This is a genomic window from Frondihabitans sp. Leaf304 (assembly GCF_001423105.1).
GTDB lineage: Bacteria > Actinomycetota > Actinomycetes > Actinomycetales > Microbacteriaceae > Frondihabitans.
The window spans coordinates 1,132,987-1,157,995 of sequence record NZ_LMNV01000002.1 but is presented as its reverse complement, the minus strand read 5'-3'; the positions used below and the strand labels follow the sequence as shown (position 1 = coordinate 1,157,995).

Below are 25,009 nucleotides of genomic sequence, written 5' to 3'. Positions count from 1 at the left end.
TCGGTCATGAAGAGCTCCCGCTCCGGGTGCGGGCGAGGATCGCGAGATCGTCGCCGAGGGGTGTGACGTGCGTCACGGTGAGACGGTGCTGCCCGTCGATCGTGTCGACGCCGAGGTCGCCGAGGGCGAGCCCGGGGCCGCCGATCAGCGTCGGCGCCAGGTAGACGAGGATGTCGTCGGCGAGACCCCGACGGATGAATTCGGAGGCGACCGTCGGCCCGCCCTCGACGAACACGGTGCGGATCTCGCGGGCGTACAGGTCGGACAGCACCGCGTCGAGGTCGCGTGTGCCGATGACGATCGCTTCGCGAGGGTGCTTCAGGATCCGACTGGTCGCCGGCAGGGACCGTTCGCCAACCACCACCGGCACGGGCTGGCTCGCAAGCAACTCGCCGCCGTCGCCCCGGGCGGTCAGGCTCGGGTCGTCGCTGAGGACCGTGCCTGTTCCGACGAGGATGGCGTCGTGCTCCGCACGCTGCTCGTGCACGTGCTGGCGAGCGGCCGCGCCCGTGATCCACTGGCTCGTGCCGTCGGCGGCCGCGGCGCGGCCGTCGAGGCTCGACGCCCATTTCACAGTGACGAACGGTCGGCCGAGTCGCACAGCGGTCAGCCATCGGCGCATCCACTCCGAGACCTCGTCGACCAGGACGCCCTCCTCGACCGGGACGCCGGCGTCTCTGAGACGCTCCTTGCCTCCGCCCGAGTGAGCACCGGGATCCTCGACGGCGAAGACGACCCGACTAATTTCCGATTCGATGAGGGCTTCGCTGCACGGGCCCGTCCGCCCCCAGTGGTTGCACGGCTCGAGCGTGACGACGGCGGTCAGGCCGCGGGCGTCGCCCCCGGGGAGCTTCGCGAGTGCGTCGACCTCGGCATGCGGTGTGCCGGCCCCGCGGTGCCAGCCCTCGGCGACGGTCGCTCCGGCGTCGTCGAGCAGGACGCAGCCGACTCGAGCGTGCGGGCCGGTGACCGGACCGTGGGCGGCGAGGCTGAGTGCGTGCCGCATCGCAGTCGCGAGTCGGTCGGGGGAGAGGGGCACTGATCGGTCTTTCGAGTAGGGGGTTGCTGTTCGACCTTAGCCAACGCCCTCCGCCGTGCTGTATTCCGGGCAGGGTCGCAGGAGAGCAGTAGTGGCGCGGCAGGCAGGGTCAGAGCGGAGAGCCGACTCAGGGCCGAGCGACGCTCTCGGCCGGCCAGCCGGGCTTCTCGGTGGCGTCGTCGGTAGCCGAGAGAATGCCCTTCCAGCACTCCGGGTGACGCCCGGCGCGGTCGGGCTGGAGCCCGGGGCCCGTACCGGTGTACCTGAAGCCGGAACGGCGGGCGACTCCGGCCGAGCCGGTGTTGCCGACGTAGCCCTCCCACCGGATGTCAGGAAGGCCCTCGTCGAAGGCCCAGTCGCTGACCAGGCGCAGTGCCTCCGTCATCAGGCCGCGCCCCCGTGCCTCGGCGGCGGACCAGAAACCGACGTCGCGGTGCAGCAGACGGATGCTGATCATTCCGACGAGCAGGCTCGACCCGGGCTCGCGGAGCCCCCAGGTGTACTCGCGGCCGGTCGTCCAGCCGCGCTCGACCACCTGCGAGACGAAGAACTGGGCGTCGCGGAACGTGTACGGCACCGGCACCGTCGTGTATTCCTGGAGCTGTTCGTCTTGGCAGGCGTTGAAGATGGCGCCGACATCGGCCGTCCGCGGCACTTCGAGCCGCAGCCGCTTCGATTCGAGCACGAACGGCAGCATGGTGTCGTCAGCCGAGCTGTCGACCGGAAGGGCGCCGACGGACGAAGCCGATCTTGTCGTACACCTTCGCCAGAGTCGCCTCGGCGATTTCGGCCGCACGGTCGGCGTTGTGGGCGAGGACCCGGTCGAGCTCGGCGGGGTCGTCGAGCAGCTCGCGGGTGCGCTCGCGGACCGGGGTGAACTTCTCGACGACGGCCTCGGCCACGTCGCCCTTGAGATCGCCGTAGCCGCGCCCGGCATACGACTCTTCGAGCGCGGGGATCGCGGTGCCGGTGAAGGCCGACAGGATGGCGAGGAGGTTGGAGACCCCGGGCTTGGCACCTCGGTCGAAGCGGATTTCGCGTTCGGTGTCGGTGACCGCACTCTTGATCTTCTTCGCGGTCTTCTTCGGCTCGTCGAGCATCCAGACGATGCCGGCGTCGCTCGCCGCCGACTTGCTCATCTTCGACTCCGGGTTCTGGAGGTCGTAGATGCGCGCGGTGTCTTTGAGGATGTAAGGCTCGGGCACGACGAACGTCTCGCCGAACCTCGAGTTGAAGCGCCCGGCCAGGGTGCGCGTGAGCTCGACGTGCTGCTTCTGGTCGTCGCCGACCGGAACGAGCTCGGTGCCGTAGAGCAGGATGTCTGCGGCCATCAGCACCGGGTAGGTGAAGAGCCCTACCGAGGCGGAGTCGGCGCCCTGCTTCGCCGACTTGTCTTTGAACTGGGTCATCCGGCTCGCCTCGCCGAAGCCCGTGAGCGTGTTGAGGACCCAGGCGAGCTCGGCATGGGCCGGCACGTGCGACTGGATGAAGAGAATGGACTTCGACGGGTCGATGCCACCGGCGATGTACTGCGCGGCAGTGCGGCGCGTGGTCGCCCGGAGCACCTCGGGGTCTTGCGGCACGGTGATGGCGTGCATGTCGACGACGCAGAAGAGGGCGTCGTATGTGTCTTGCAGCGCGACCCACTGCTGGAGGGCGCCGATGTAGTTGCCGGCGTGGAGGGAGTCGCCAGACGGCTGCATGCCGGAGAAGAGACGGGGGAGTGACATTGCGTTCCTCGGAGGAAGAGAGGGGAAGGAAAGGGGGAAGAGTTCTACAACGAGTAGTCGACGACGACAGGGGTGTGGTCGGACCATCGCTTGTCGTACGACTCGGCACGGTCGACGGCGTAGGCGGTGACCTTGTCGGCCAGAGCCGGAGTCGCCATCTGGTAGTCGATGCGCCAACCGGAATCGTTGTCAAAGGCCTGACCGCGCCACGACCACCAGGTGTATGGCCCGTCGACCTCGCCAGCGGCCCGCCGACCAACATCGACCCAGCCGAGACCCGGGCCGGTCGTGCCGTCGACACCCTCGACGCTCGTGCCCGCCTCGCCGAAGAACCGGTCGAAGTAGGCACGCTCGCGGGGCAGGAACCCGGCGCGCTTGACGTTGCCCTTCCAGTTTTTGATGTCGAGGGGAGTGTGCCCGACGTTGAGATCGCCCGTGACCACGGCCAGCTCGTTGTGCTCCTGGAGTTCGGGAAGTCGCTTCGACATGGCGTCGAGGAACTTCCACTTCTCGTCTTGCTTGGGAGTGTCGACCTCGCCGGAGTGCACGTAGGTGCTGACGACGGTGACGATTGTGCCGTCGACGTCGTAGTCGGCCTCCAGCCAGCGGCCGGCGCTGTCGAAGTCGGTCGGGCCGAGGTCGACGCGGTGGATCTCGGCCTTCTTGCGGCTGGCGATCGCGACACCCGCGCGACCCTTTGCGGACGCGGGGTCGTGGAGCACGTTCCACTCGGGGCCGAGGAGGCCCTCGATGTCGTCGGTGGACGCCCGCACCTCCTGAATCGTGAGGATGTCGACGTCACGGCTCTCGACCCACTCGCCCATGCCTTTGCGGTAGGCGGCGCGGATGCCGTTGACGTTGACAGTGGCGAGACGGAGACGTGAACCCATGCCGAAAAGACTACTGGCGCCCGCCGACATGAGTGTCGAGGGCGCCAGAGGGGAAGAGCGGAGTGGTCAGGCTACGTCGTGGTCGGTCGTGAGGAACTCGACCAGCGAGTCGGCGGTGGTCTCGGCGTCGTCGCCCGAGACGGTGAGGACGACCTCGTCGCCCGTGTTCACACCGAGGCCGAGCAGGCCGAGGATGCTCGCCGCGTTGACCGACTTGTCGCCCTTCGCGATGGTGACCTGGTGGCCGGAGGCCGTGACCGTCTGGACGAACAGCGACGCGGGTCGGGCGTGCAGGCCGGACGACGAGGCGACGGTGACGGTACGGGTGGCTTCGGACATGACTCCTCCAAGGGAAGTGGCTAGATGGTGATGGTGGTCGCCGATCAGGCGCGGCCAGGCCAGAAGACCTCGGTGCCGGCCCCCTCGACCTCGCGGACGAGATCGAGGTTGACGCTCGGGTCAGTGATGATCGTATCGATCGCGGCGATGGGTGCGACGCGACCGAACTCCTCTCGGCCGAACTTGGTGTGATCTGCCAGGAGAACGCTGCGGCGGGCCGACTTGATGAGGGCCGACTTCACGGCCGCCTCCGAGATGTTGTGGGTGGTGAGGCCCCGTTCTGGCGTGATTCCGCCGACGCTGAGGAACGCGGTGTCGACCGAGACCATGCCGACGAGCTGGTGCGTCCAGGTGCCGACACCGGCGAGCGAGTCGCGGCGGATGCTGCCGCCGAGTAGGTGGAGGTCGATGCCCGGGCGGTTGGCGACGGCCATGGCCACCGGCAGCGAATGCGTCACGACCGTCAGGCCGCGGTCGGACGGCAGCATCTGGGCGAGCAGGATCGTCGAGGTGCCGGCGTCGATGATGATCGAGCCGTTCTCCGGGATCTCGTCGACGGCTGCCTGCGCGATGACCATCTTCTCGGCCGTGTTGATTCCGCCTCGGTCGCCGACGCCCGGGTGGAAGGTGATGCGTTCCACGGGGATCGCCCCGCCGTGCGCCCGACGGACCAACCCTCGCCGCTCCAGGCTGGTGAGGTCGCGACGGATGGTCTCGGGAGTGACCTCGAGCAATTCGGCGAGGTCTCGGACATCGACCCGACCGTGCTGCCGAGCCTCTTCGACGATGCGGAGGTGGCGTTCTGGAGCGTACATCGGTCCTCATCGGTGAGAAATGGGCATCTTCGGGGTCGCAAACTCGGATCCGGAACCCAACCAAGCGCAAACAAATGTCTGTTGATGCATTTTTAGCCCTGATTTTGTTTGTTTGTCAATTCACTTCGAGGTATGGTCGTCCTTGCGCCTCGTGCGCGTTAGTCATGCGACGACAGTCGCTCCCAGACAGCTCAGCCCAGATGAAGGAGTCTCGGATGCCCGAACTGACCGGTGTAGGCGTAGGTCGCGGTACCGCGTCCGGTCCCGTCCTCCGTATGGCCGAACCCCTCGGCGAACCCGACCAGACCCCTCTCCAGGGCGACGCGGCCGACGCCAAGGCCCGAGTCGGCGAAGCGCTCGCGTTCGTCGCCGCGGATCTCGGCACGCGAGGCGCGGCAGCTGGCGGAGACGCGCAGGCCGTTCTCGAGGCGCAGGCCCTCATGGCTCAGGATCCCTCGATCCTCGATGACGTCCACGCACAGATCGACTCCGGCACGAACCCCGAGCGAGCGGTCTTCACGGCCTTCAAGTCGTTCCAAGACATCTTGAGCGGCATGGGCGGCTACATGGGCGAGCGCGCCGCCGACCTCGGCGACGTGGCCCAGCGGATCATTGCGCACCTCCGCGGCGTCAACGCTCCGGGCGTGCCCGAGTCGGCGACCCCCTTCATCCTCGTCGCCCGTGACCTCGCACCGGCCGACACGGCCCTTCTCGACCTCGACAAGGTGCTCGCTCTCATCACACGCGACGGCGGTCCCACGTCTCACACCGCGATCCTCGCCCGGTCCAAGGGCATCACGGCGATCGTCGGAGTCACCGAGGCCGAGAAGCTCAGCGACGGCGACGTCGTCATCGTCGACTCCGCTGCCGGAGTCGTCGTGACCGACCCCACCGCCGAGCAGATCGCCGACGCCGAGCAGAAGCGGGCCGAGCGTCTCGCTGCCGCCTCCGCGCCTCTCACGCCAGGCGCCCTCGCCGATGGCACGAAGGTTCCCCTCCTCGCCAACCTCGGCTCTCCGAAAGACGCCGCCGCGGCTGTCGCCCTCGGCGCCGAAGGTGTCGGGCTGTTCCGCACCGAGTTCCTGTTCCTCGACGCGCCCTACGCCCCCGACGTCGCCTTGCAGAAGGCGTCGTACGTCGCCCTGCTGAAGGAGTTCCCCGGCAAGAAGGTCGTCGTCCGTGCCCTCGACGCCGGTGCCGACAAGCCTCTGCCGTTCCTCACCGACACGGGCGAAGAGAATCCGGCCCTCGGTCGCCGCGGCCTCCGTGCCCTCCGCGCCCACGAGCAGATCCTCCGCGACCAGCTCACGGCGCTCGCCGAAGCAGACGCCGAGACCGACGCCGACCTCTGGGTCATGGCGCCGATGGTCGCCGACGTCGAAGAGACCGAGTACTTCGTCGACCTGGCTCGCGAGCTCGGCATCAAGACCGCCGGAGTCATGGCCGAGGTCCCGTCGCTCGCACTGATGGCCGACCAGGTGCTCGGCGTCGCCGACTTCGTCTCGATCGGCACCAACGACCTCACCCAGTACACGATGGCCGCGGACCGCATGCTCGGCACCGTTGCCTCCTACCAGGATCCCTGGCACCCGGCAGTTCTGCGCCTCGTCGCCCAGCTCGGCGAGGCCGGGGCTCGGGCATCGAAGGGCGTGGGCATCTGCGGTGAAGCGGCCAGCGATCCGCTCCTCGCGGTCGTGCTCGTCGGCCTCGGCGCCACCACCCTTTCCATGACGCCCGCGGCCCTGGCCGATGTGCGCGCGGAGCTCTCGACTCACACCCTCGACGAGGCGAAGGCGATGGCTCAGGCCGCCGTCGCCGCTCCGTCGGCTGCAGCGGCTCGTGCCGCGGCGGCGTCCTCCGTCTCCACCTCGTAATCAGCAACCCTGCCCTCCCGCATCACAACCCCCCCCCACCACACGACAGAAAGATCCGACAATGACAACGACGTCTCCTGACGCCCGAGTGAAGGAAAGCGAAGGCGCCCGCGTTCGCATCCAGCGCTTTGGTGCCTTCCTCTCCGGCATGGTGATGCCCAACATCGCGATCTTCATCGCGTGGGGCTTCATCACCGCCTTCTTCATCGAGACCGGCTGGACTCCGGTCGGCATCCTCGGCGGCTTCGGCACCACCGACGGGGTGGCCAACATCGGCCTCGTCTCGCCGATCCTCACCTACCTGATCCCCCTCGCGATCGCCTTCCAGGGTGGCCGTATGGTCTATGACACCCGCGGCGCCGTCGTCGGATCCATCATGGCCATGGGTGTCATCGTCGGTGCGAACGGCACCATCATGATCCTCGGTGCGATGGTCTGTGGGCCCCTCGGCGCATTCCTCATCAAGCGCCTCGACCGCATCTGGGACGGCAAGATCAAGCCCGGCTTCGAGATGCTGGTCAACAACTACGCTGCCGGTATCCTCGGCTTCGCGCTCGCCCTCATCGGCTTCTTCTGGCTCGCGCCGCTCTTCAAGCTGATCGCCACCGGCCTCGGCAACGCGGTCGAGACCCTCATCAACGCCGGTCTGCTGCCGCTCGCGAGCATCATCATCGAGCCCGCCAAGATCCTGTTCCTCAACAACGCGATCAACCACGGCGTTCTCGACCAGCTCGGCGCCCAGCAGGTCCAAGACTCGGGCAAGTCGATCCTGTTCCTGCTCGAGGCCAACCCCGGCCCCGGCCTTGGAATCCTCCTCGCGTTCACCTTCTTCGGAATCGGTGCGGCTCGTGCCTCGGCTCCCGGCGCGATCATCATCCAGTTCTTCGGTGGAATCCACGAGATCTACTTCCCGTTCGTGCTGCAGAAGCCTCAGCTGCTGCTCGCCGTCATCCTCGGTGGCGCCACCGGCGTCGGCACGAACGTCGCGTTCAACTCGGGTCTCGTCGCACCGGCCTCGCCCGGCTCGATCATCGCCGTCCTGGCCAACACGTCGCGTGACAGCTACGTCGGTGTGATCCTCTCGGTCGTCCTCTCGGCAGCCGTCTCGGGTGTCGTCGCCTCGCTGCTCCTCATCGCCAGCCGCAAGAGCGACCTGGCTCGTGAGGGCGCCGGCGACATGACCGAGGCGCTCGCCAAGATGCAGGCCTCCAAGGGCCGCGACGCCAACGCCGCGACCACCGCGCTGTTCGGCAACAACGCCCCCGCGACCGAAGAAGAGGCCGAGTCCTCCTTCGGCGGCGTCGGCACCGCTGGCGGAACGACGACGACGGCGACGCGCATCGACAACATCGTGTTCGCTTGCGACGCCGGAATGGGCTCCAGCGCCATGGGTGCGAGCGTGCTCCGCAACAAGATCAAGAAGGCCGGCATCGAAGGGGTCACCGTCGTCAACAAGTCGATCGCCAACCTCACCGGTGACGAGCAGCTCATCATCACGCACCAGGATCTGACCGCGCGTGCCAAGCAGAAGAACCCCACTGCCCAGCACATCTCGGTCGACAACTTCATGAACTCGCCGAAGTACGACGAGGTCGTCAACGAGATCTCGCACCAGAACTGATCCGCGGCCGGGTCGGATCCCTCAAGGATCCGACCCGGCTCACGATTCACACCAAGGACGGCGCCCTTTCGAGGGCGCCGTCCGTCGAACGAAAGTAGCATCAGAGTTATGACCGATTCCGTCCTGCAGAAGAGCCAGATCAAAGCCGAAGGCACCGCCACCACCAAGTTGGAGGCGATGCGAGAGGCCAGCGAGATCCTTCTGGAGGCGGGCTCGGTCACCGCCGACTACCTGCCCGCCATGATCGAGCGCGAGAAGAGCGTCTCGACCTACATGGGCAACTTCCTCGCAATCCCGCACGGCACCAACGAGGCGAAAGACGCGATCCTCAAGTCGGCCCTCTCGTTCGTCCGCTACACGACCCCGATCGACTGGGACGGCAACCCCGTCCACTTCGTCGTCGGAATCGCCGGCATCGAGAACGAGCACCTCGACATCCTCTCCAAGATCGCGATCATCTTCTCCGACGACGACCAGGTGCAGGCGCTTCGCGACGCCGCCGGCGTCGACGAGATCTTCACGCAGCTCGAAGAGGTCAACGAGTGAGCGACAGCACCGACTCGACTCCCGGCACCGCCGTTCACTTCGGCGCCGGTAACATCGGCCGCGGCTTCGTCGGCCTGCTGCTGCACGAGGCCGGCTACGAGGTCGTCTTCTCTGATGTCAACGCCGAGCTGATCGACGAGCTCGCAGCCGCCGACTCCTACGTGGTGCACGAGGTCGGATCGGGTGCCCGCGACCACGAGGTCACGCGCTTCCGCGCGCTCAACTCGTCGGCCGATCCCGCGGCGGTCGTCCAGGCCGTCGCCACCGCCGACATCGTCACCTGCGCCGTGGGCCCGAACGTGCTGCGTTTCATTGCGCCAGCGATCGCCGAGGGCCTCGCAGCGCGCGACGCCGCATTGCCGAAACTCGCCGTTCTCGCCTGCGAGAATGCGATCAACGCGACCGACCGCCTCGAGGAGTTCATCGTCGCCGCTCTGCCGGGCGGAGCCTCGGATCCTTCGCTCGCCAAAGCGATCTTCGCCAATACGGCCGTCGACCGCATCGTGCCGGCGCAGGCTCCGGGCCAGGGCCTCGACGTCACCGTCGAGACCTACTTCGAGTGGGCCATCGACCGCACGCCGTTCGGCGGCGCCGAGCCCGAGATTCCGGGTGTCCACTGGGTCGACGGCCTCGAAGCCTCGATCGAGCGGAAGCTCTTCACGGTCAACACCGGCCACGCGACGACGGCGTACTTCGGTTTTGCCGCCGGTGCCGAGAAGATCTCGGACGCCATCGCGCTGCCCGAGGTCCGTACCGCTGTCGAGGCAGTCCTCGCCGAGACGAGCGCGCTGCTCATTGCCAAGCACGAGCTCGACCCGGCCGAGCACGCGAAGTACGTCGCGGCGATCCTGACGCGCTTCGAGAACGCGAGCCTGCCCGACACGGTCACCCGTGTTGGTCGCCAGCCGCTCCGCAAGCTGTCGCGAGACGAGCGGTTTGTATCGCCCGGTGCGGCCATCGCCGAGTCGGGAACCGAGCCGACGGCGCTGCTCGACGCCATGGGCGCGGCGTTGAAGTTCGACGTCGCCGACGACGAGCAGAGCGTTGAGATGCAGGCGATGCTGGCCGACACCTCGCTCGACGACGAGACCGTCGCGACGACGATCACGGGCCTCGATGCCGGGCACCCGCTCGTCGCTCCGTTCGCCGCACGAGTAGCTGCCGCGCGCGCCTAGCCCGCACCTCGAACCGACCTGAATCGGCCACCCCGACGCGAAGACCGTGTCGGGGTGGCCGATTCGCGTCTGGCCGCTGCGGCGGCAGACGAGTTCAGACCGCCCAGGATCCGACCCGGCTGGGCCGGTCGCGCACGTCCGGGAGTTCACTGGGCGGGTGGGCATACCGATTCGCCACCCTCTGATCGACGAGGTCACTCCGCACGTCGTGCGGATCGACTCTCGGGCGGTCGTGGTGCGCCTCAGTCCGCCGCTCGCCGAGCTGCTGGCTCGGCCGGCTCTCGGTGGGAGGCGCTTCGTGCTCGTCACTCCCGACACGTCGCGGCTCACGATCGGGCTCCGGGCTGCGCTGGTCGCCGCCGGGGGCGTCTGGGCGGTGACGACGCCGACCGGATTTCGCGACGGGATCACCCGTGTCGAACGTGCGTCGATCGACGACGCCGTCGAGCCACCCGTGGCTCCGCCTGGACAGGAGGCCGACGGTAGTCAGCCCGCCGCATTGCGGGAGCAGGCTGTCGCCGAGACGACGCAGCTCAGCATCGACGTGGCGCTGCTGCACGCGGAGGCGCACGACACCGTGCTCGGCGGGGCGCTCGAGGCCCTGGCCGACGCCGTTTCGGGGACGAAACCGCTCGTGTGGGGCCGGACCGAGCCGCTCGATCACGTCTGGGATCGCTGGGTGCTCACGCAAGACGCACGGCATCGTGCTCCGGTGCCGTCTCGGATTCTCGTCGAGGGAGACCGTCTCTCCGCCGCCGTCACCGCCCGTGTCTCCGACGAAGGGATCGAAGAGACCATCGCGCTGACCGTGGAGGTGCCGGGCGGAATCGAGGGGCTCGACCGTGCGATCGACCGGCTCCGGGCCGCGCTGGCCGAGCTCAGCAGGCGTTCGACGCCGACCTTCGCGCTCGTGCTGGCCCGCGTCGGCGAACCGGATCGGTGTCTGCGACCCGTCGAGTACCCGCCGCCGAACCCGGTCGCGCTTCTGATCGGTGCACCCTCGGTGGCACGCCTCGATCTCGACAGTCGGGACTTCGCCGGCGAGCAAGACGTGGTCGTCGTGGGCAGGCCCGCAGAGCCCGCCTACCTTTTGACGCTGGGGAGCGCGGCCAGCTCGGGGTGGGAGAGGCTTAACGACGCGCTCAACTCGGTCGGCGGTGAGCCCATTGACCGGCGCGGCGAACGGGATCCTCATGCCCCGTGAGATCACGATCCTGAGCCCGGTCGACTTCGGCCTCACCGCTGTCGCGACGGCGTCGGAGGGGTTCGTCGGAGCGGTCGAGGTGCGCGAGATCGATGCAGGGGCGGCGCTTCAGGTCATGGCCGGCGACGGGGCCGTGCTCCTGACCGTGTATCGACCGCTCCTGCTGAAGAGTGCGGGGGAGGTCGCTCGACTTCTGCCCGAGGCACCCGAAGTGGCGCTGCCGATCTGGTGGAGTTATGCCTTCTCGCCTCTCGGCAGCTCCGGCGAGGCGGGAGTGTCGATCGCGCTGCGGCTCGCTCTCGCTGTCGATGCAGTGTGTGTGGTCGCTGACTAGTGGGTCTGCGAGCCGATTGGACCCTCGCGATCGGCGCCGACCTGCACGATGGGCGCCGACGCAGTCAGCGAGATCGCACAAACAACGCCCGATCAGAGTGATCGGGCGTCGTTAGGGCCATCTCTCGAGCAAAGCGGCGAGCGGCGTGAGGAAGCGCTGGGCCTACGCGTGACCCCGCAGAACAGCGGCCTTGACCTCGGCGATCGCCTGAGTCACCTGGATGCCACGCGGGCACGCCTCGGTGCAGTTGAACGTGGTGCGGCAACGCCACACGCCCTCTTTGTCGTTGAGGATGTCGAGGCGGACCTCGGAGGCCTCGTCGCGGGAGTCGAAGATGAAGCGGTGCGCATTGACGATGGCCGCCGGGCCGAAGTACTGGCCGTCGGTCCAGAAGACGGGGCAGGACGAGGTGCACGCGGCGCAGAGGATGCACTTTGTGGTGTCGTCGAACCGGGCGCGCTGCTCTGCCGACTGAAGTCGCTCTTTATCGGGCTTCGACGAGGACTGCAGGAAGGGCTGCACTTCGCGGTAGGAGGCGAAGAAGGGCTCCATGTCGACGACGAGGTCTTTCTCGAGGGGCAGACCCTTGATCGCCTCGACGTAGACAGGCTTCGAGATGTCGAGATCTTTCATGAGCGTCTTGCAGGCAAGACGATTGCGGCCGTTGATCCGCATGGCGTCGGAGCCACAGACGCCGTGGGCGCACGAGCGGCGGAAGGTCAGCGAGCCGTCTTGCTCCCACTTGATCTGGTGCAGCGCGTCGAGCACGCGATCGGTGGGAAGCATCTCGACCGAGAACTCCTGCCAGCGGGGCTCGGTGTCGGTGTCGGGATCGAAGCGGCGGATCATCATCGTCGCGGTGAACTTCTGGATTGCGTCGGCTGCAGCCGGACGCTCTTCGAGGACGGTGCTCATGTCAGTACTTCCGTTCCATCGGCTGGTAGTTCGTGATGACGACCGGCTTCGTATCGAGTTTGATGTGGTCGCCGGCGTCAGCGGAGTGCGCGTCGCCCGTGAGGTAGGCCATCGTGTGCACGAGCCACTTCTCGTCGTCGCGCTTCGGGAAGTCTTCGCGGAAGTGACCGCCGCGGCTCTCCTGGCGAGAAAGCGCCGAATAGACGACGACCTCCGCGAGGTCGAGCAGGAAGCCGAGCTCGATCGCCTCGAGCAGGTCGGTGTTGAAGCGCTTGCCCTTGTCTTGCACCGAGATGTTCAAGAACCGCTCGCGCAGCTCCTCGATCTTCTCGGTCACGGCGGTCAGCGTCTCTTCGGTGCGGAACACCTGGGCGTTGTCGTCCATCGAGTCTTGGAGCTCTTTGCGGAGTGTTGCGATCCGCTCGGTGCCGGTCGCACCGCGCACCTGATCGATGAGGCCCTTCACGAAGTCGGCTGCGTCGTCGGGAAGTGGCACGAAGTCGGCGGTCTTGACGTACTCGACGGCGTTGTCACCGGCGCGCTTGCCGAAGACGTTGATGTCGAGCAAGGAGTTGGTGCCGAGACGGTTGGAGCCGTGCACGCTGACGCAGGCGCACTCGCCGGCGGCATAGAGGCCGGGCACGACCGTGGTGTTGTCGGCGAGCACCTCGGCCTTGACGTTGGTGGGGATGCCACCCATCGCGTAGTGAGCCGTCGGGAGCACAGGGACGGGCTCGGTGTACGGCTCGACGCCAAGGTAGGTGCGCGCGAACTCGGTGATGTCGGGCAGCTTGGCATCGATCACCTCGGGAGAGAGGTGGGTGATGTCGAGGTACAAATAGTCTTTGTTCGGGCCGGCGCCGCGACCCTCACGGATCTCGGTGCGCATACACCTGGCGATGATATCGCGGGGCGCCAGGTCTTTGATGGTGGGGGCGTAGCGCTCCATGAAGCGTTCGCCCTCGCTGTTGCGGAGGATGGCGCCCTCGCCGCGGGCCGCCTCTGAGAGGAGGATGCCGAGGCCCGCGAGGCCGGTGGGGTGGAACTGGAAGAACTCCATGTCTTCGAGCGGGAGGCCCTTGCGCCAGATGATGCCGACGCCGTCGCCGGTGAGCGTGTGCGCGTTCGAGGTCGTCTTGTAGATCTTGCCGAAGCCGCCCGTCGCGAAGATGACGGCCTTGCCCTGGAACACGTGCAGCTCGCCGGTCGAGAGCTCGTAGGCCACGACGCCCGCGGGGCGCTTCTCACCGTCGACCTCGGTCATGATCAGGTCGAGCACGTAGAACTCGTTGAAGAAGTTGATGCCCAGCTTGACGCAGTTCTGAAAGAGCGTCTGCAGGATCATGTGGCCGGTGCGGTCGGCTGCGTAGCAGGCGCGACGCACGGGTGCCTTGCCGTGCTCAGACGTGTGTCCGCCGAAGCGGCGCTGGTCAATCTTGCCCTCGGGGGTGCGGTTGAACGGCAGCCCCATGTTCTCGAGCTCGAGCACAGCGGTGATCGCCTCTTTGGCGAGGATCTCGGCGGCGTCTTGGTCGACGAGGTAGTCGCCGCCCTTGACGGTGTCGAAGGTGTGCCACTCCCAGTTGTCGTCTTCGACGTTCGCGAGAGCCGCGGCCATTCCGCCCTGAGCCGCACCGGTGTGCGAGCGGGTCGGGTACAGCTTCGAGATCACGGCGGTCGACGCACCGGCACCGGCCTGAATGGCGGCGCGCATTCCGGCACCACCGGCACCGACGATGACGATGTCGTGCTGGTGGTAGTGGATGCCGTCGACGGTGCGTGTCGGGGCGGTGGAGGAGTCGGGGATGTCTGACACGAGAGCCTTACGAGAGAGGGATTACTGGGCCGGGCAGAACGACGGGAGGTCGCTCGGAAGTGCGCCGGCGGGGCAGGGGCTGAAGGTCCACACGACGAGCGTGCCGAGGACGAGCAGGACGACGCTGGAGATGAGCAGGGCCAACACGATGATCTTGCGGAGGCGCTGGTTGCCCACGTAGTCGTTCACGATCGTGCGCATGCCGTTCGAGCCGTGGATCAGGGCGAGCCACAGCAGGAGGGTGTCCCAGACCTTCCAGAACGGGTTGGCCCACTTGCCGGCGACGAAGCCGAAGTCGATGGCCTTGACGCCGCCCTCGCCTGCGATCAGGTTGGTGAAGAGGTGGGCGAAGATCAGCACGACGAGCAGCACGCCGCTGCCGCGCATGTACAGCCAGCCCCACTTCTCGAAGTTGGTGCTGCGCTTCGACACCCGCGCCGAGCGGGGAGCTTCGATGGTCTCGGTGGTCATCAGTGCATCACTCCGAGAAGACGTTCATCAGCTGGCGGGGGACGAAGCCGATGAGGAGGATGATCCACAGCGCGATCACGATCCAGAACATCAACTTCTGGTGCTTCGTGCCGTTGCCCCAGAAGTCGATGAGGATGATGCGCAGCCCGTTGAGGGCGTGGAAGCCGATCGCGGCGACGAGAGCCGTCTCGCCGAGCCCCATGATGGGCGTCTTGTAGGTGCCGATCACGGCGTTGTAGGCCGCGGGGCTGACCCGTACGAGAGCGGTGTCGAGAATGTGAACCAGGAGGAAGAAGTAGATCGACACACCGGTGATTCGGTGGAGCACCCACGACCACATGCCTTCACGACCGCGGTAGAGCGTTCCCTGCACCCGACCAGGTCGGGGTGCGGGGATCTTCGGTGCGGGGGATCCGGTAAGGACCCCTGTCTGCTCGGCCATGAGCAACCCTCCAACTGGTCGGGGTGTGTCCGTAAGAAAAACTATTCCATCCTAGGCATCAGCCGAGAGTGGCCCGGACGGGGCCCTCCGACTTATCTCGATACCGAGAGAATGCTGGGACGCCGGGCGGCCGGCCTCCCGACACCGGTGGCGAAGGTCGAGCGTGCCGTCTCGTAGTGCTCGATGAGCTCGTCGCCGAGGGCCGTCCAGGTGCGCGCAACGACGGCGCGACGGCCGGCCTCGCCGAGTCGGGCCCGCTGCTCGGGCGACTCGACGAGAGACAGCACGGCGCGGCGGAGCGAGTGCTCGTGCCGCGGGTCGAAGAGGTAGCCGTCGATGCCGTGGCGCACCAGGTCGAGCGGCCCTCCGGCGGCCGGTGCGACGACCGGCAGACCCGAGGCGTGTGCCTCCTGCAACGTCTGGCCGAAGGTCTCGGTCGTGCCCGTGTGCACGAAGACGTCGAACGCCGCGTACGCCGTAGCGAGCTCCTCCCCGCGGAGGGCGCCCGTGAACACCGGGTCGAGCGGCGCGAGCTTGCGAGCGAGGGCACCCCGGCTCGGACCGTCGCCGACGACGACCAGTCGGATGTCTCGGATCCTGCGCAGCGCCGTCAGCCGCTCGAGCTCCTTCTCGGGTGCCAGGCGCCCCACGTAGCCGACGACGACCCGGTCGTCGCCGCCGAACGACGAGCGCAGGATCCGAGTGCTCGCCTCGAGACGCCGGTTCGGGTGGTAGAGGGCCGAGTCGACCCCTCGCCCCCACGTGGCGAGCGATTCGACGCCGATCCGCTCGAGGTCGCGGCGGGACGCCTGCGACGGCACGAGCGTGAGGGTCGCCCCCTGGTGCACGCGGCGGATCAGCTTCCAGACGAGAGCGGTTCCGGCGGCGCCGAAGCCGTTGCGGCCGGCGTACTTGGCCATATCGGTCTGGAAGATGGCCACGCTCGGCACACCGAGGCGGGCCGCCGCGGTGATCGCCTGGGCGCCGAGCACGAGGGGCGACGCGGCGTGCACGACGTCGGGGTCGAAGCCGGCGAGGAGGGCGCTCAGCTGGGGGCCGGGGATGCCGACCGGAAACTGGCGGTAGCCCACCGCCGGCATACGGTGGACGGGAAAACCGGCGAAGCGATCGGGCCCACGCCCGGCCGGGGCGATCACCATCGCTTCGTGGCCGCGGTCACGCAGGTGCTCCAGCACCCGGCACACGCTCGTGGTGACCCCGTTCAAGGTCGGCAGGAAGCTCTCGGTGACGATGGCTACGCGCAATCTGTTCCCCTCGGTTGCTGCTTGGAGGCTAGAAGCCCGGCGTGACGGGGGAGTGGCGGTGCTGTGAACGGCGGGTAGCGCGAGAGGGGCCGGGTCAGGGGGCTTCTCGCGGATCCTCGGCGGCTCGCCGATAGGGTGTGGCCATGACAGCACTCGACCGCTTCTACAGCATCATCCCGGCCGGCGGGATCGGCTCGCGCCTCTGGCCGCTCAGCCGGGCCGACGCCCCCAAGTTCTTGCACGACCTCACCGGCAGCGGATCGACGCTGCTCCGGGGCACGTGGGATCGCTTGGCGCCGCTCAACGGCGCTCAGCGGATCATGGTGGTCACCGGTCGTTCGCACCGGGCCGCCGTCGAGGCGCAGCTGCCCGACCTCCACGACCACAACGTGGTGCTCGAGTCGGAGCCCAAAGACTCGACCGCGGCGATCGGTCTCGCCGCCGCCATTCTGGTGAAGCGCGAGCCCGATGTGATCATCGGCTCGTTCGCGGCCGACCACGTCATCGCCGACCAGCGCGGTTTCGTCCGCGCCGTGAAGGAGGCCATCGCGGCCGCCGACGCGGGCTACATCGCGACCATCGGAATCACGCCCACCGAGCCCGCAGTCGGATTCGGGTACATCCACCGGGGCGAACCCCTCGAGATCGAGGGGGCGCCGCACGCCGCCGCCGTCACCTCGTTCGTCGAGAAGCCCGAGTTCGAGACCGCCGAGGCCTACCTCGCCGACGGCAACTACCTCTGGAACGGCGGCATGTTCATCTCGCGCGCCGACCGCCTCCTCGAACAGCTCGGCGAGACGCGCCCGGAGCTGCTCGCCGGGCTGCTCGAACTGGCCGACGCCTGGGACACCCCGGCGAGGGGCGCCGTCGTCGACCAGATCTGGCCGAACCTCGAGAAGATCGCCATCGACTACACGGTCGCCGAGCCCGCTGCCGCGCAGGGGCGCCTCGCGGTGATCCCGGGCGACTTCGACTGGGACGACGTGGGCGACTTCGCCTCGATCGCCAAGCTGCACTCGAAGGGGCGCGCCTCCGATCTCGCGATCCTTGGCGAGAACGCGCGCGTGCTCGCCGACTCGTCGTCGGGCATCGTCGTCAGCCAGGGCGACCGTCTCATCTCGCTGATCGGCGTCACCGACATCGTCGTGGTCGACACCCCGGACGCCCTGCTCGTTACGACGAGCGCCAACGCGCAGCGGGTGAAGAGCGTCGTCGACGCGCTCAAGCTCTCGGGGCGCAACGACGTCCTCTGAGGTGCCCGGCCGACGCGAGCGGCATCGGGCATCGCTAGCACATCGCAGATATCGGCGCTGTTTCGCGTTGGTCGCGAGTCGGTAACGCTTGAGTCAACCGGGTCGACCGTGGTCAATACACCGCGTCACTTTAGGTAACCTGCCAGACATAGTGCTCAGCACCCGATGCTGGGCCGATTCTTGAGAATGACTGTCTGGGAGGACACTTTGACAATCTCAGCGCGGAAGGCCGTACTCACCGGCCTCGCCATCGTGGGCTCGACGGCGATCCTCGCCGGCTGCGGCTCCGCACCCGAAGCAACCGGAACTGCCAGCAGTGGCGCGAAGTCGAGCTACCTGCCGTGCATGGTCTCCGACTCGGGCGGGTTCAACGACAAGTCGTTCAACCAGCTCGGCCTCGAGGGGCTCCAGGAGGCGGCGACGACGCTCGGCTCCCAGGAGAAGCACGTCGAGTCGGCCGACGAGACCGTGTTCAACTCGAACATCACGAGCCTCGTCAACTCGAAGTGCAACCTGATCATCACCGTCGGATTCCTTCTCGCCGACGCGACGAAGACGGCCGCTGCGGCGAACCCGAACGTCGACTTCGCCACCATCGACGACTCGTCGAACACGGGCAAGAACGTGCAGGCGATCACGTTCAACACCTCCGAGGCCGCGTTCCTCGGTGGCTACGCGGCTGCTGCCTACTCGAAGAGCGGCGTCGTCGGCACCATGGGCGGTCTCCAGATCCCGACCGTCACCATCTTCATGGACGGCTTCGCCGACGGTGTGAAGTACTACAACGAGCAGAAGAACAAGAACGTCAAGGTCGTCGGCTGGAACGTCGACAGCCAGAAGGGCGTCTTCACCGGTGGCTTCGAGGCCGGAACCTCCGCCAAGCAGGCCGCTCAGAACCTCCTCGACCAGGACGCCGACGTCATCATGCCCGTCGGTGGCCCGATCTACCAGAGCGCCGCACAGGCCGTGAAAGACGCTGACAACGGCACCGTTCTGATCGGTGTCGACTCCGACACCTACGAGACCGACCCCGCCAACAAGTCGCTGTTCCTCACCAGCGTGGAGAAGGGCATCAAGCCCGCCACCAACGACGTCGTCACCGCGGCCGCGGAGGGCAAGTTCTCGAACAAGGCCTACGTCGGAACCCTCGCGAACGACGGTGTCGGACTGGCGCCGTTCCACGACTACGCAGACAAGGTCCCCTCGACCCTGCAGGGCGAGCTCGACAAGATCAAGGCCGGCATCATCGACGGTTCGATCCCCGTCGAGTCGAAGGCCACCGAGAAGTAGCACCTCAGGAGGGCCCGGAGCGACTATCGTCACTTCGGGCCCTCCGCTCTGCTCCGCCCCCTGCCCCCGATCCAGGGAGAACCACCATGAAGCTCGAACTCCAGGGCATCACCAAGCGCTTCGGCGCCCTCACCGCGAACGATCACATCAGCCTCACTGTCGAGGCGGGTGAGATCCACGCTCTTCTCGGTGAGAATGGCGCCGGTAAATCCACCCTCATGAACGTGCTCTACGGCCTCTACCAGGCCGAAGAGGGCGACATCCTGCTCGACGACGTCGTCCAGCACTTCGACGGCCCCGGCGACGCCATGGCGGCCGGCATCGGCATGGTGCACCAGCACTTCATGCTCGTGCCCGTCTTCACCGTTGCCGAGAACGTCATGCTCGGCCACGAGGAGACCACCTTCGGCGGCCGCCTCGACCTGCCGGGCGCCCGCGCGAAGGTGCGCGAGATCTCACGGCGCTTCGGCTTCGACATCGACCCCGACGCCCTGGTCGAAGAACTGCCCGTCGGCGTGCAGCAGCGCGTCGAGATCATCAAGGCGCTCTCGCGCGACGCCAAGGTGCTCGTGTTCGACGAGCCCACCGCCGTGCTCACCCCGCAAGAGACCGATGAGCTGATGGTCATCATGCGGCAGCTCCGCGACGCGGGCACCGGCATCGTGTTCATCACGCACAAGCTGCGCGAGGTGCGCGAGGTCGCCGACCGCATCACCGTCATCCGCCTCGGCAAGGTCGTCGGCGAAGCCTCGCCCACCGCGTCGAACGCGGAGCTGGCCTCGCTGATGGTCGGTCGGTCGGTCGAGCTGACCGTGCAGAAGAACCCGCCGCAGATCGGCGACACAGCGCTCGTGGTCGACGACCTCCGGGTGATCGACGCGATCGGCCAGGTCGTCGTCGACGGTGTCTCGTTCGAGGTCAAGCGCGGCGAGGTGCTCGCCATCGCGGGTGTGCAGGGCAACGGGCAGACCGAGCTGACGGAGGCCCTCCTCGGACTCCAGGAGCGCGTCGAGGGGTCGGTCACTCTCGACGGCAAGCAGATCCAGGGCCTGAGCGTGCGCAAGGTGCTCGACGCCGGTGTCGGCTTCGTGCCCGAGGACCGCACCGAAGACGGTCTCGTCGGTCAGTTCACGATCGCCGAGAACCTCATGCTCGACCGCACCTACTCCGGTCCGTTCGTCAAACGGGGCTGGCTCAAACTGGTCGACCTCGCGGCGTTCGCGACCGAGAAGGTGCGCGAGTTCGACATCCGCAGCCAGGGCATCGCGACCCCGGTCGGCCGACTCTCCGGCGGAAACCAGCAGAAGGTCGTGCTCGCCCGCGAGCTCTCGCGCGACCTGCGCCTGTTCGTGGCGGCCCAGCCGACTCGAGGCATCGACGTCGGCTCGATCGAATTCGTGCACAAGCGCATCGTCGAGACCCGCGACTCGGGCGTGCCCGTCATCGTCGTGTCCACCGAGCTCGACGAGGTCGTCGCGCTCGCCGACCGCATCGCCGTCATGTACCGCGGCACGATCATCGGCATCGTCCCCGCCGACACCCCGCGCGACGTGCTCGGGCTCATGATGGCCGGCGAGACGCCGCCCGAGCTCGTCCCGCCCACGACCCACGAAACGGAGCCGGTCGCATGACCGAGACGACACCCACCCCGCCCGGGGAGACCGGGCTGGTCGAAGCCGCACCCGCTGCTGCCGGAAACCCGGCGCCGAACCGCGACGAGCCTGACGACCGCACCGCCAGGATCCTTCGCGACATCGTCTCGTCGAACGCGATGATCTCGGTGCTGGCCGTCGTGCTCGCCCTGGTGATCTCGGGGATCCTGATCGCCGCCACCGACCCCAACGTGCAAGAGACGGCGGGCTACCTCTTCGCCCGCCCGAGCGACTTCTTCGCGGCCGCCTGGAAGTCGATCTCGGTCGCATACGTGTCGATCTTCCAGGGGTCGATCATCGACTTCAGCGCCTACGGGTTCGCGGCAGGTATCCGCCCGTTCACCGAGACGCTGAACTACGCGATGCCGCTGATCGTCGCCGGTCTCGGCGTGGCGCTCTCGTTCCGTGCCGGGCTCTTCAACATCGGCGGCCAGGGGCAGATCCTCGCCGGTGCCGCTGCGGCAGGCTGGGTCGGCTTCTCGTTCGACCTGCCGATCGGCATCCACCTGCCGCTGGCGATTCTCGCCGGTATCGCCGGGGGTGCGTTCTGGGGCTTCATCGTCGGGTTCCTGAAGGCCCGCACGGGTGCCCACGAGGTGATCCTCACGATCATGCTCAACTACATCGCCCTCTACCTGCTGTCGTTCATGCTGCGCACCCCGGGCCTCCTCCAGATTCCCGGCTCGGCCAACCCGCAGTCGCCCGCGACGCTGCCGTCGGCGATCCTGCCGAAGATCCTCGGCCCGAACTACAACCTCAACCTCGGCTTCATCCTCGTGATCGCCGCGACGATCTTCTGCTCCTGGTTGCTCAACCGCTCGAGCCTCGGCTTCCGCTTCCGCGCGGTCGGCGAGAACCCGCACGCGGCGCGCACCTCGGGCATCAACGTCAAGAACGTCTACATCTACGCGATGGTGCTCTCGGGCGCCCTCGTCGGCATCGCCGGCGCCACCCAGGTACTGGGCACGCTGACCACCGGTTTCTCGTCGGGAATCGACGCCGGCATCGGCTTCGACGCGATCACCGTCGCCCTCCTCGGACGCTCGCGCCCGTGGGGCGTCTTCGGTGCGGGCATCCTGTTCGGTGCGCTCAAGGCCGGTGGCTACGCCATGCAGGCGGCCAACGGCGTTCCGATCGACATCGTGCTCGTCGTCCAGTCGCTGATCGTGCTGTTCGTCGCTGCGCCTCCGCTGGTGCGAACGATCTTCAGGATCCGGCAGCCCGGCACCGGCACACCGCCCCGCGCCCGTAAGACCTCGTCCGCCAAGACCGCCGTGGTGACCAAATGAGCACTCTCGCCCCCGACACCGCCATCCCCGCCGGAGATACCCCCGGCCTGGCCGTCGCCCGTACCCGCTCCTGGAAGGCCCCGATCGCGCTCGGCATCTTCGTCGTCGTGGCGCTCCTGCTCTTCGTCGTCGGCCACCGCGACGGCGACTCGACGTTCCGCCTCTCGACGTCGACCGACTTCGTCAAGCTCCCCAACGCGGTGCTTCCGTCGTTCGGAGCGGGCATCGTCGTCACGATCGCGCTGGCCCTCATCGCCCTGATCGCAGCCTTCCGCGTCTCGCGGTACCAGCGGGTGCCGCTCTGGCTCATCGCGGTCTTCGGTGTGCTGTTCTTCGTCGCTTTCCTCGCCTGGGCCGGCGCCGGTCAGTCGATTCTCGTGCCGGGCCTCCTGGTCGGCTCGCTGGGCCTCTCGACCCCGCTGATCTTCGGCGCCCTCGGTGGCGTCGTGTCGGAGCGGGTCGGCGTCGTCAACGTCGCCATCGAGGGCCAGCTGCTCGGCGGTGCGTTCGTCTCGGCCGTCGTCGCCAGCATCACGGGTTCGCTCTGGGTCGGTCTGATCAGCGCCATGATCGCCGGTGCCCTCGTCTCGATGGTGCTCGCGGTGTTCAGCATCCGCTACCTGGTCGACCAGGTGATCGTCGGCGTCGTGCTGAACGTCTTCGTCACGGGCCTCACGAGCTTCCTCTACTCGGAGGTGCTCACGAACACGCCCGACCTCAACCAGGGTCTGCGATTCCCGAAGCTCGACATCCCGGGGCTCAGCACCATCCCGCTGATCGGGCCGCTGCTCTTCCAGCAGAACGTGATCGTCTACCTGATGTACATCGCGGTCGCGGGCGTCTTCTTCGGCCTCTTCAAGACCCGCTGGGGCCTTCGCCTCCGCGCCGTCGGCGAACACCCGCAGGCAGCCGACACCGTCGGCATCCGGGTCAACGCCACCCGTTTCTGGAACGTGACTCTCGCGGGCGCCATCGCCGGCCTCGGCGGCGCGTTCTTCACGCTCGGCGACCTGGGCGAATTCCAGAAGTCGATGACGGCGGGCGCCGGCTACATCGCCCTCGCCGCGGTCATCTTCGGCCGCTGGGACCCGATCCGGGCGACCCTCGCAGCCCTGCTCTTCGGATTCGCCAGCAACCTGCAGAACGTGCTCAGCTCGGTCGGCTCGCCCGTGCCCAGCGAGTTCATGCTGATGCTTCCGTACGTCGTCACGATCCTGGCCGTCGCCGGCCTCGTGGGTCAGTCACGCGGGCCTGCGGCCTCAGGAAAGGCGTACATCAAGTCATGACCGAGACAGATGCTGCGCAGCCGGATCCTTCGTTCCGATCCGGTTCTCCGGTCGGGGTCGACTGGAACCTCCTGCGCGAGACGGCCCGGGCCGCGATGGAGCGCGCCTACGTGCCGTACTCAAAGTTCCCGGTGGGGGCTGCCGCTCTCACCGACACCGGCCGCATCGTGTCGGGCTGCAACGTCGAGAACGCCTCGTACGGGCTGACGCTCTGCGCCGAGTGCTCGCTCGTCTCCGACCTCGTCATGGGCGGTGGCGGGCACCTCGTCGCCTTCGCCTGCGTCGACGGCAACGGCGGCGTGCTGATGCCCTGCGGTCGCTGCCGCCAGCTGCTCTACGAACACTCCGCCGAGGGAATGGTGCTCGACACCGTCTCGGGATTCAAGACAATCGACGAGGTGATCCCGGACGCGTTCGGGCCCCGTCAGCTCGAGGCCTACGAGGCCTCGCAGAAAGGCCGCTCATGACCACCTCCGTAGAACCCTTCGACGTCGTCGACCTGATCCGCACCAAGCGCTCCAAGGAAGCCCTGTCGACGCCCGAGATCCAGTGGCTGATCGACGCCTACACGCGCGGCTACGTGGCCGACGAGCAGATGGCCGCGCTGATCATGGCTATCTTCCTGAACGGCATGGAGCGCGCCGAGATCCGCGACATGACGCTCGCGATGATCGCCTCGGGCGAGACCATGTCGTTCCAGACGCTCGGCAAGACGACCGTCGACAAGCACTCGACCGGCGGAGTGGGCGACAAGATCACCCTGCCGCTGGCTCCGCTCGTGGCGTCGTTCGGCGTCGCCGTGCCGCAGCTCTCGGGCCGCGGGCTCGGCCACACTGGCGGAACCCTCGACAAGCTCGAGTCGATTCCCGGCTGGCAGGCCGACGTCTCGAACGAGCGCATGTTCGAGATCCTGAAAGATGTCGGCGCCGTGATCTGTGCCGCAGGATCCGGCCTGGCCCCCGCCGACAAAAAGCTGTACGCCCTCCGTGACATCACCGGCACGGTCGAGGCCATCCCGCTCATCGCCTCGTCGATCATGTCGAAGAAGATCGCCGAGGGCACCTCCGCCCTGGTGCTCGACGTGAAGTTCGGCTCGGGTGCGTTCATCCAAGACATCGACCAGTCGCGCCTCCTCGCCCGCACGATGGTCGACCTCGGCACCGACGCCGGAGTCACGACGTCGGCCCTCCTGACCGACATGAGCATTCCCCTCGGACTGACCATCGGCAACGCCCTCGAGGTGCGCGAGTCGGTCGAGACTCTCGCCGGAGGCGGTCCCGCCGATATCCGCGAGCTCACGGTCGCCCTCGCCCGCGAGATGCTGACCGCTGCCGGCCAGCCCGACGCCGATGTCGAGGCCGCCCTCGACGACGGTCGCGCAATGGACAGCTGGCGCCGCATGATCGAGGCGCAGGGCGGCGACCCCGACGCCGCACTGCCGGTCGCTCGAGAGACCCACGTCGTCACGGCGCCGCGCTCGGGTTTCCTCGACAAGCAGGAGGCGCTGCCCTTCGGCATCGCGGCCTGGCGCCTCGGAGCCGGCCGTGCTCGCAAGCAGGATCCGGTGATGGCGACGGCCGGCATCGAACTACACGCGAAGCCGGGTGACCGCGTGGAGGAGGGGCAGCCGCTCTTCACCCTGCACACCGACGAGGCATCGCGATTCGAGCGCGCCCTGGCGTCGGTCGAGGGAGCGTGGGGCATCGGATCCTCGGCCCCCGCCGCTCGTTCTCTCGTCGTGGAGCGAATCTCCTAGATTCGTC

24 protein-coding genes are annotated in these 25,009 nt (G+C 67.6%); 13 read left to right on the top strand and 11 right to left on the bottom strand.

The window, feature by feature from the left end; genetic code table 11:
* Window positions 1-4: 4 nt before the first annotated feature.
* From ribD to ASF54_RS05135, 6 genes are all read right to left on the bottom strand, one after another.
* Window positions 5-1,006 carry a bifunctional diaminohydroxyphosphoribosylaminopyrimidine deaminase/5-amino-6-(5-phosphoribosylamino)uracil reductase RibD gene (gene ribD, locus ASF54_RS05160; protein WP_055962114.1) on the bottom strand — a complete coding sequence of 334 codons (1,002 nt, stop codon included), beginning with the start codon at window positions 1,004-1,006 and terminating at the stop codon, window positions 5-7.
* A 160-nt stretch (window positions 1,007-1,166) separates the two neighbouring features.
* Window positions 1,167-1,724, bottom strand: a complete 558-nt coding sequence (locus ASF54_RS05155) for a GNAT family N-acetyltransferase (RefSeq protein ID WP_158613192.1) — start codon at window positions 1,722-1,724, stop codon at window positions 1,167-1,169.
* Window positions 1,725-1,743: 19 nt separating this feature from the next.
* Window positions 1,744-2,769: a tryptophan--tRNA ligase gene (gene trpS, locus ASF54_RS05150; protein ID WP_200919566.1), complete on the bottom strand. Its 1,026-nt coding sequence runs from the start codon at window positions 2,767-2,769 to the stop codon at window positions 1,744-1,746.
* 44 nt (window positions 2,770-2,813) lie between these two features.
* A complete protein-coding gene (locus ASF54_RS05145; RefSeq protein ID WP_055959511.1) occupies window positions 2,814-3,659 on the bottom strand; it encodes an exodeoxyribonuclease III in 846 nt (281 codons plus the stop codon).
* Between the two features lie 66 nt (window positions 3,660-3,725).
* Window positions 3,726-3,998, bottom strand: a complete 273-nt coding sequence (locus ASF54_RS05140; protein WP_055959509.1) for an HPr family phosphocarrier protein — start codon at window positions 3,996-3,998, stop codon at window positions 3,726-3,728.
* A gap of 44 nt (window positions 3,999-4,042) precedes the next feature.
* Complete coding sequence (locus ASF54_RS05135) at window positions 4,043-4,813, bottom strand: DeoR/GlpR family DNA-binding transcription regulator (RefSeq protein WP_055959507.1); 771 nt, start codon at window positions 4,811-4,813, stop codon at window positions 4,043-4,045.
* A gap of 215 nt (window positions 4,814-5,028) precedes the next feature.
* Here ASF54_RS05135 and ptsP point away from each other — a divergent pair, with 215 nt between their 5' ends.
* The 6 genes from ptsP to ASF54_RS05105 all read left to right on the top strand — a co-directional run bounded on the left by ptsP (window position 5,029) and on the right by ASF54_RS05105 (window position 11,567).
* Entirely contained in the window at window positions 5,029-6,687 is a 1,659-nt protein-coding gene (ptsP, locus tag ASF54_RS05130) for a phosphoenolpyruvate--protein phosphotransferase (protein ID WP_055959505.1), read from the top strand.
* Between the two features lie 61 nt (window positions 6,688-6,748).
* Window positions 6,749-8,308, top strand: coding sequence for a PTS mannitol transporter subunit IICB (locus ASF54_RS05125; RefSeq protein WP_055959503.1), 1,560 nt, complete (start codon window positions 6,749-6,751; stop codon window positions 8,306-8,308).
* Between the two features lie 108 nt (window positions 8,309-8,416).
* Complete coding sequence (locus ASF54_RS16830) at window positions 8,417-8,854, top strand: PTS sugar transporter subunit IIA (protein WP_055959501.1); 438 nt, start codon at window positions 8,417-8,419, stop codon at window positions 8,852-8,854.
* A complete protein-coding gene (locus ASF54_RS05115) occupies window positions 8,851-10,029 on the top strand; it encodes a mannitol-1-phosphate 5-dehydrogenase (protein ID WP_055959499.1) in 1,179 nt (392 codons plus the stop codon). The genes ASF54_RS16830 and ASF54_RS05115 overlap by 4 nt, the downstream gene beginning before the upstream one ends.
* A 157-nt stretch (window positions 10,030-10,186) precedes the next feature.
* Window positions 10,187-11,233, top strand: coding sequence for a DUF6177 family protein (locus ASF54_RS05110; protein ID WP_055959497.1), 1,047 nt, complete (start codon window positions 10,187-10,189; stop codon window positions 11,231-11,233).
* A complete protein-coding gene (locus ASF54_RS05105) occupies window positions 11,223-11,567 on the top strand; it encodes a hypothetical protein (protein WP_157510030.1) in 345 nt (114 codons plus the stop codon). Before ASF54_RS05110 ends, ASF54_RS05105 begins: the two co-directional genes overlap by 11 nt.
* Before the next feature lie 162 nt (window positions 11,568-11,729).
* Here ASF54_RS05105 and ASF54_RS05100 read toward each other — a convergent pair whose 3' ends face one another.
* The 5 genes from ASF54_RS05100 to ASF54_RS05080 all read right to left on the bottom strand — a co-directional run bounded on the left by ASF54_RS05100 (window position 11,730) and on the right by ASF54_RS05080 (window position 16,476).
* Complete coding sequence (locus ASF54_RS05100; protein ID WP_055959493.1) at window positions 11,730-12,482, bottom strand: succinate dehydrogenase iron-sulfur subunit; 753 nt, start codon at window positions 12,480-12,482, stop codon at window positions 11,730-11,732.
* A gap of 1 nt (window position 12,483) precedes the next feature.
* The gene (gene sdhA / locus ASF54_RS05095; protein ID WP_233573016.1) at window positions 12,484-14,298 is read right to left on the bottom strand and encodes a succinate dehydrogenase flavoprotein subunit; all 1,815 of its coding nucleotides are present in this window, start codon (window positions 14,296-14,298) and stop codon (window positions 12,484-12,486) included.
* 21 nt (window positions 14,299-14,319) lie between these two features.
* Window positions 14,320-14,769: a succinate dehydrogenase hydrophobic membrane anchor subunit gene (locus tag ASF54_RS05090; protein WP_055959491.1), complete on the bottom strand. Its 450-nt coding sequence runs from the start codon at window positions 14,767-14,769 to the stop codon at window positions 14,320-14,322.
* 7 nt (window positions 14,770-14,776) lie between these two features.
* Window positions 14,777-15,211 (bottom strand): succinate dehydrogenase, cytochrome b556 subunit, encoded by a 435-nt coding sequence (sdhC, locus tag ASF54_RS05085; protein WP_084815955.1) that lies wholly within the window; start codon window positions 15,209-15,211, stop codon window positions 14,777-14,779.
* Between the two features lie 92 nt (window positions 15,212-15,303).
* Entirely contained in the window at window positions 15,304-16,476 is a 1,173-nt protein-coding gene (locus tag ASF54_RS05080) for a glycosyltransferase family 4 protein (RefSeq protein WP_055959489.1), read from the bottom strand.
* 143 nt (window positions 16,477-16,619) lie between these two features.
* Here ASF54_RS05080 and ASF54_RS05075 point away from each other — a divergent pair, with 143 nt between their 5' ends.
* The 7 genes from ASF54_RS05075 (at window position 16,620) to ASF54_RS05045 (ending at window position 25,002) form a co-directional block, all read left to right on the top strand.
* Window positions 16,620-17,729, top strand: a complete 1,110-nt coding sequence (locus tag ASF54_RS05075) for a mannose-1-phosphate guanylyltransferase (RefSeq protein WP_055959487.1) — start codon at window positions 16,620-16,622, stop codon at window positions 17,727-17,729.
* Between the two features lie 207 nt (window positions 17,730-17,936).
* Window positions 17,937-19,019 (top strand): BMP family lipoprotein, encoded by a 1,083-nt coding sequence (locus ASF54_RS05070; protein ID WP_084816140.1) that lies wholly within the window; start codon window positions 17,937-17,939, stop codon window positions 19,017-19,019.
* 86 nt (window positions 19,020-19,105) lie between these two features.
* On the top strand, window positions 19,106-20,650 hold the full coding sequence (locus tag ASF54_RS05065; protein WP_055959483.1) for an ABC transporter ATP-binding protein: 1,545 nt from the start codon (window positions 19,106-19,108) through the stop codon (window positions 20,648-20,650).
* Complete coding sequence (locus tag ASF54_RS05060) at window positions 20,647-21,960, top strand: ABC transporter permease (RefSeq protein WP_084815954.1); 1,314 nt, start codon at window positions 20,647-20,649, stop codon at window positions 21,958-21,960. The genes ASF54_RS05065 and ASF54_RS05060 overlap by 4 nt, the downstream gene beginning before the upstream one ends.
* Window positions 21,957-23,246: an ABC transporter permease gene (locus tag ASF54_RS05055; RefSeq protein ID WP_055959481.1), complete on the top strand. Its 1,290-nt coding sequence runs from the start codon at window positions 21,957-21,959 to the stop codon at window positions 23,244-23,246. Before ASF54_RS05060 ends, ASF54_RS05055 begins: the two co-directional genes overlap by 4 nt.
* Window positions 23,243-23,713 carry a cytidine deaminase gene (locus ASF54_RS05050; RefSeq protein WP_055959479.1) on the top strand — a complete coding sequence of 157 codons (471 nt, stop codon included), beginning with the start codon at window positions 23,243-23,245 and terminating at the stop codon, window positions 23,711-23,713. Before ASF54_RS05055 ends, ASF54_RS05050 begins: the two co-directional genes overlap by 4 nt.
* Window positions 23,710-25,002 (top strand): thymidine phosphorylase, encoded by a 1,293-nt coding sequence (locus tag ASF54_RS05045; RefSeq protein ID WP_055959477.1) that lies wholly within the window; start codon window positions 23,710-23,712, stop codon window positions 25,000-25,002. Before ASF54_RS05050 ends, ASF54_RS05045 begins: the two co-directional genes overlap by 4 nt.
* Window positions 25,003-25,009 lie beyond the last annotated feature (7 nt).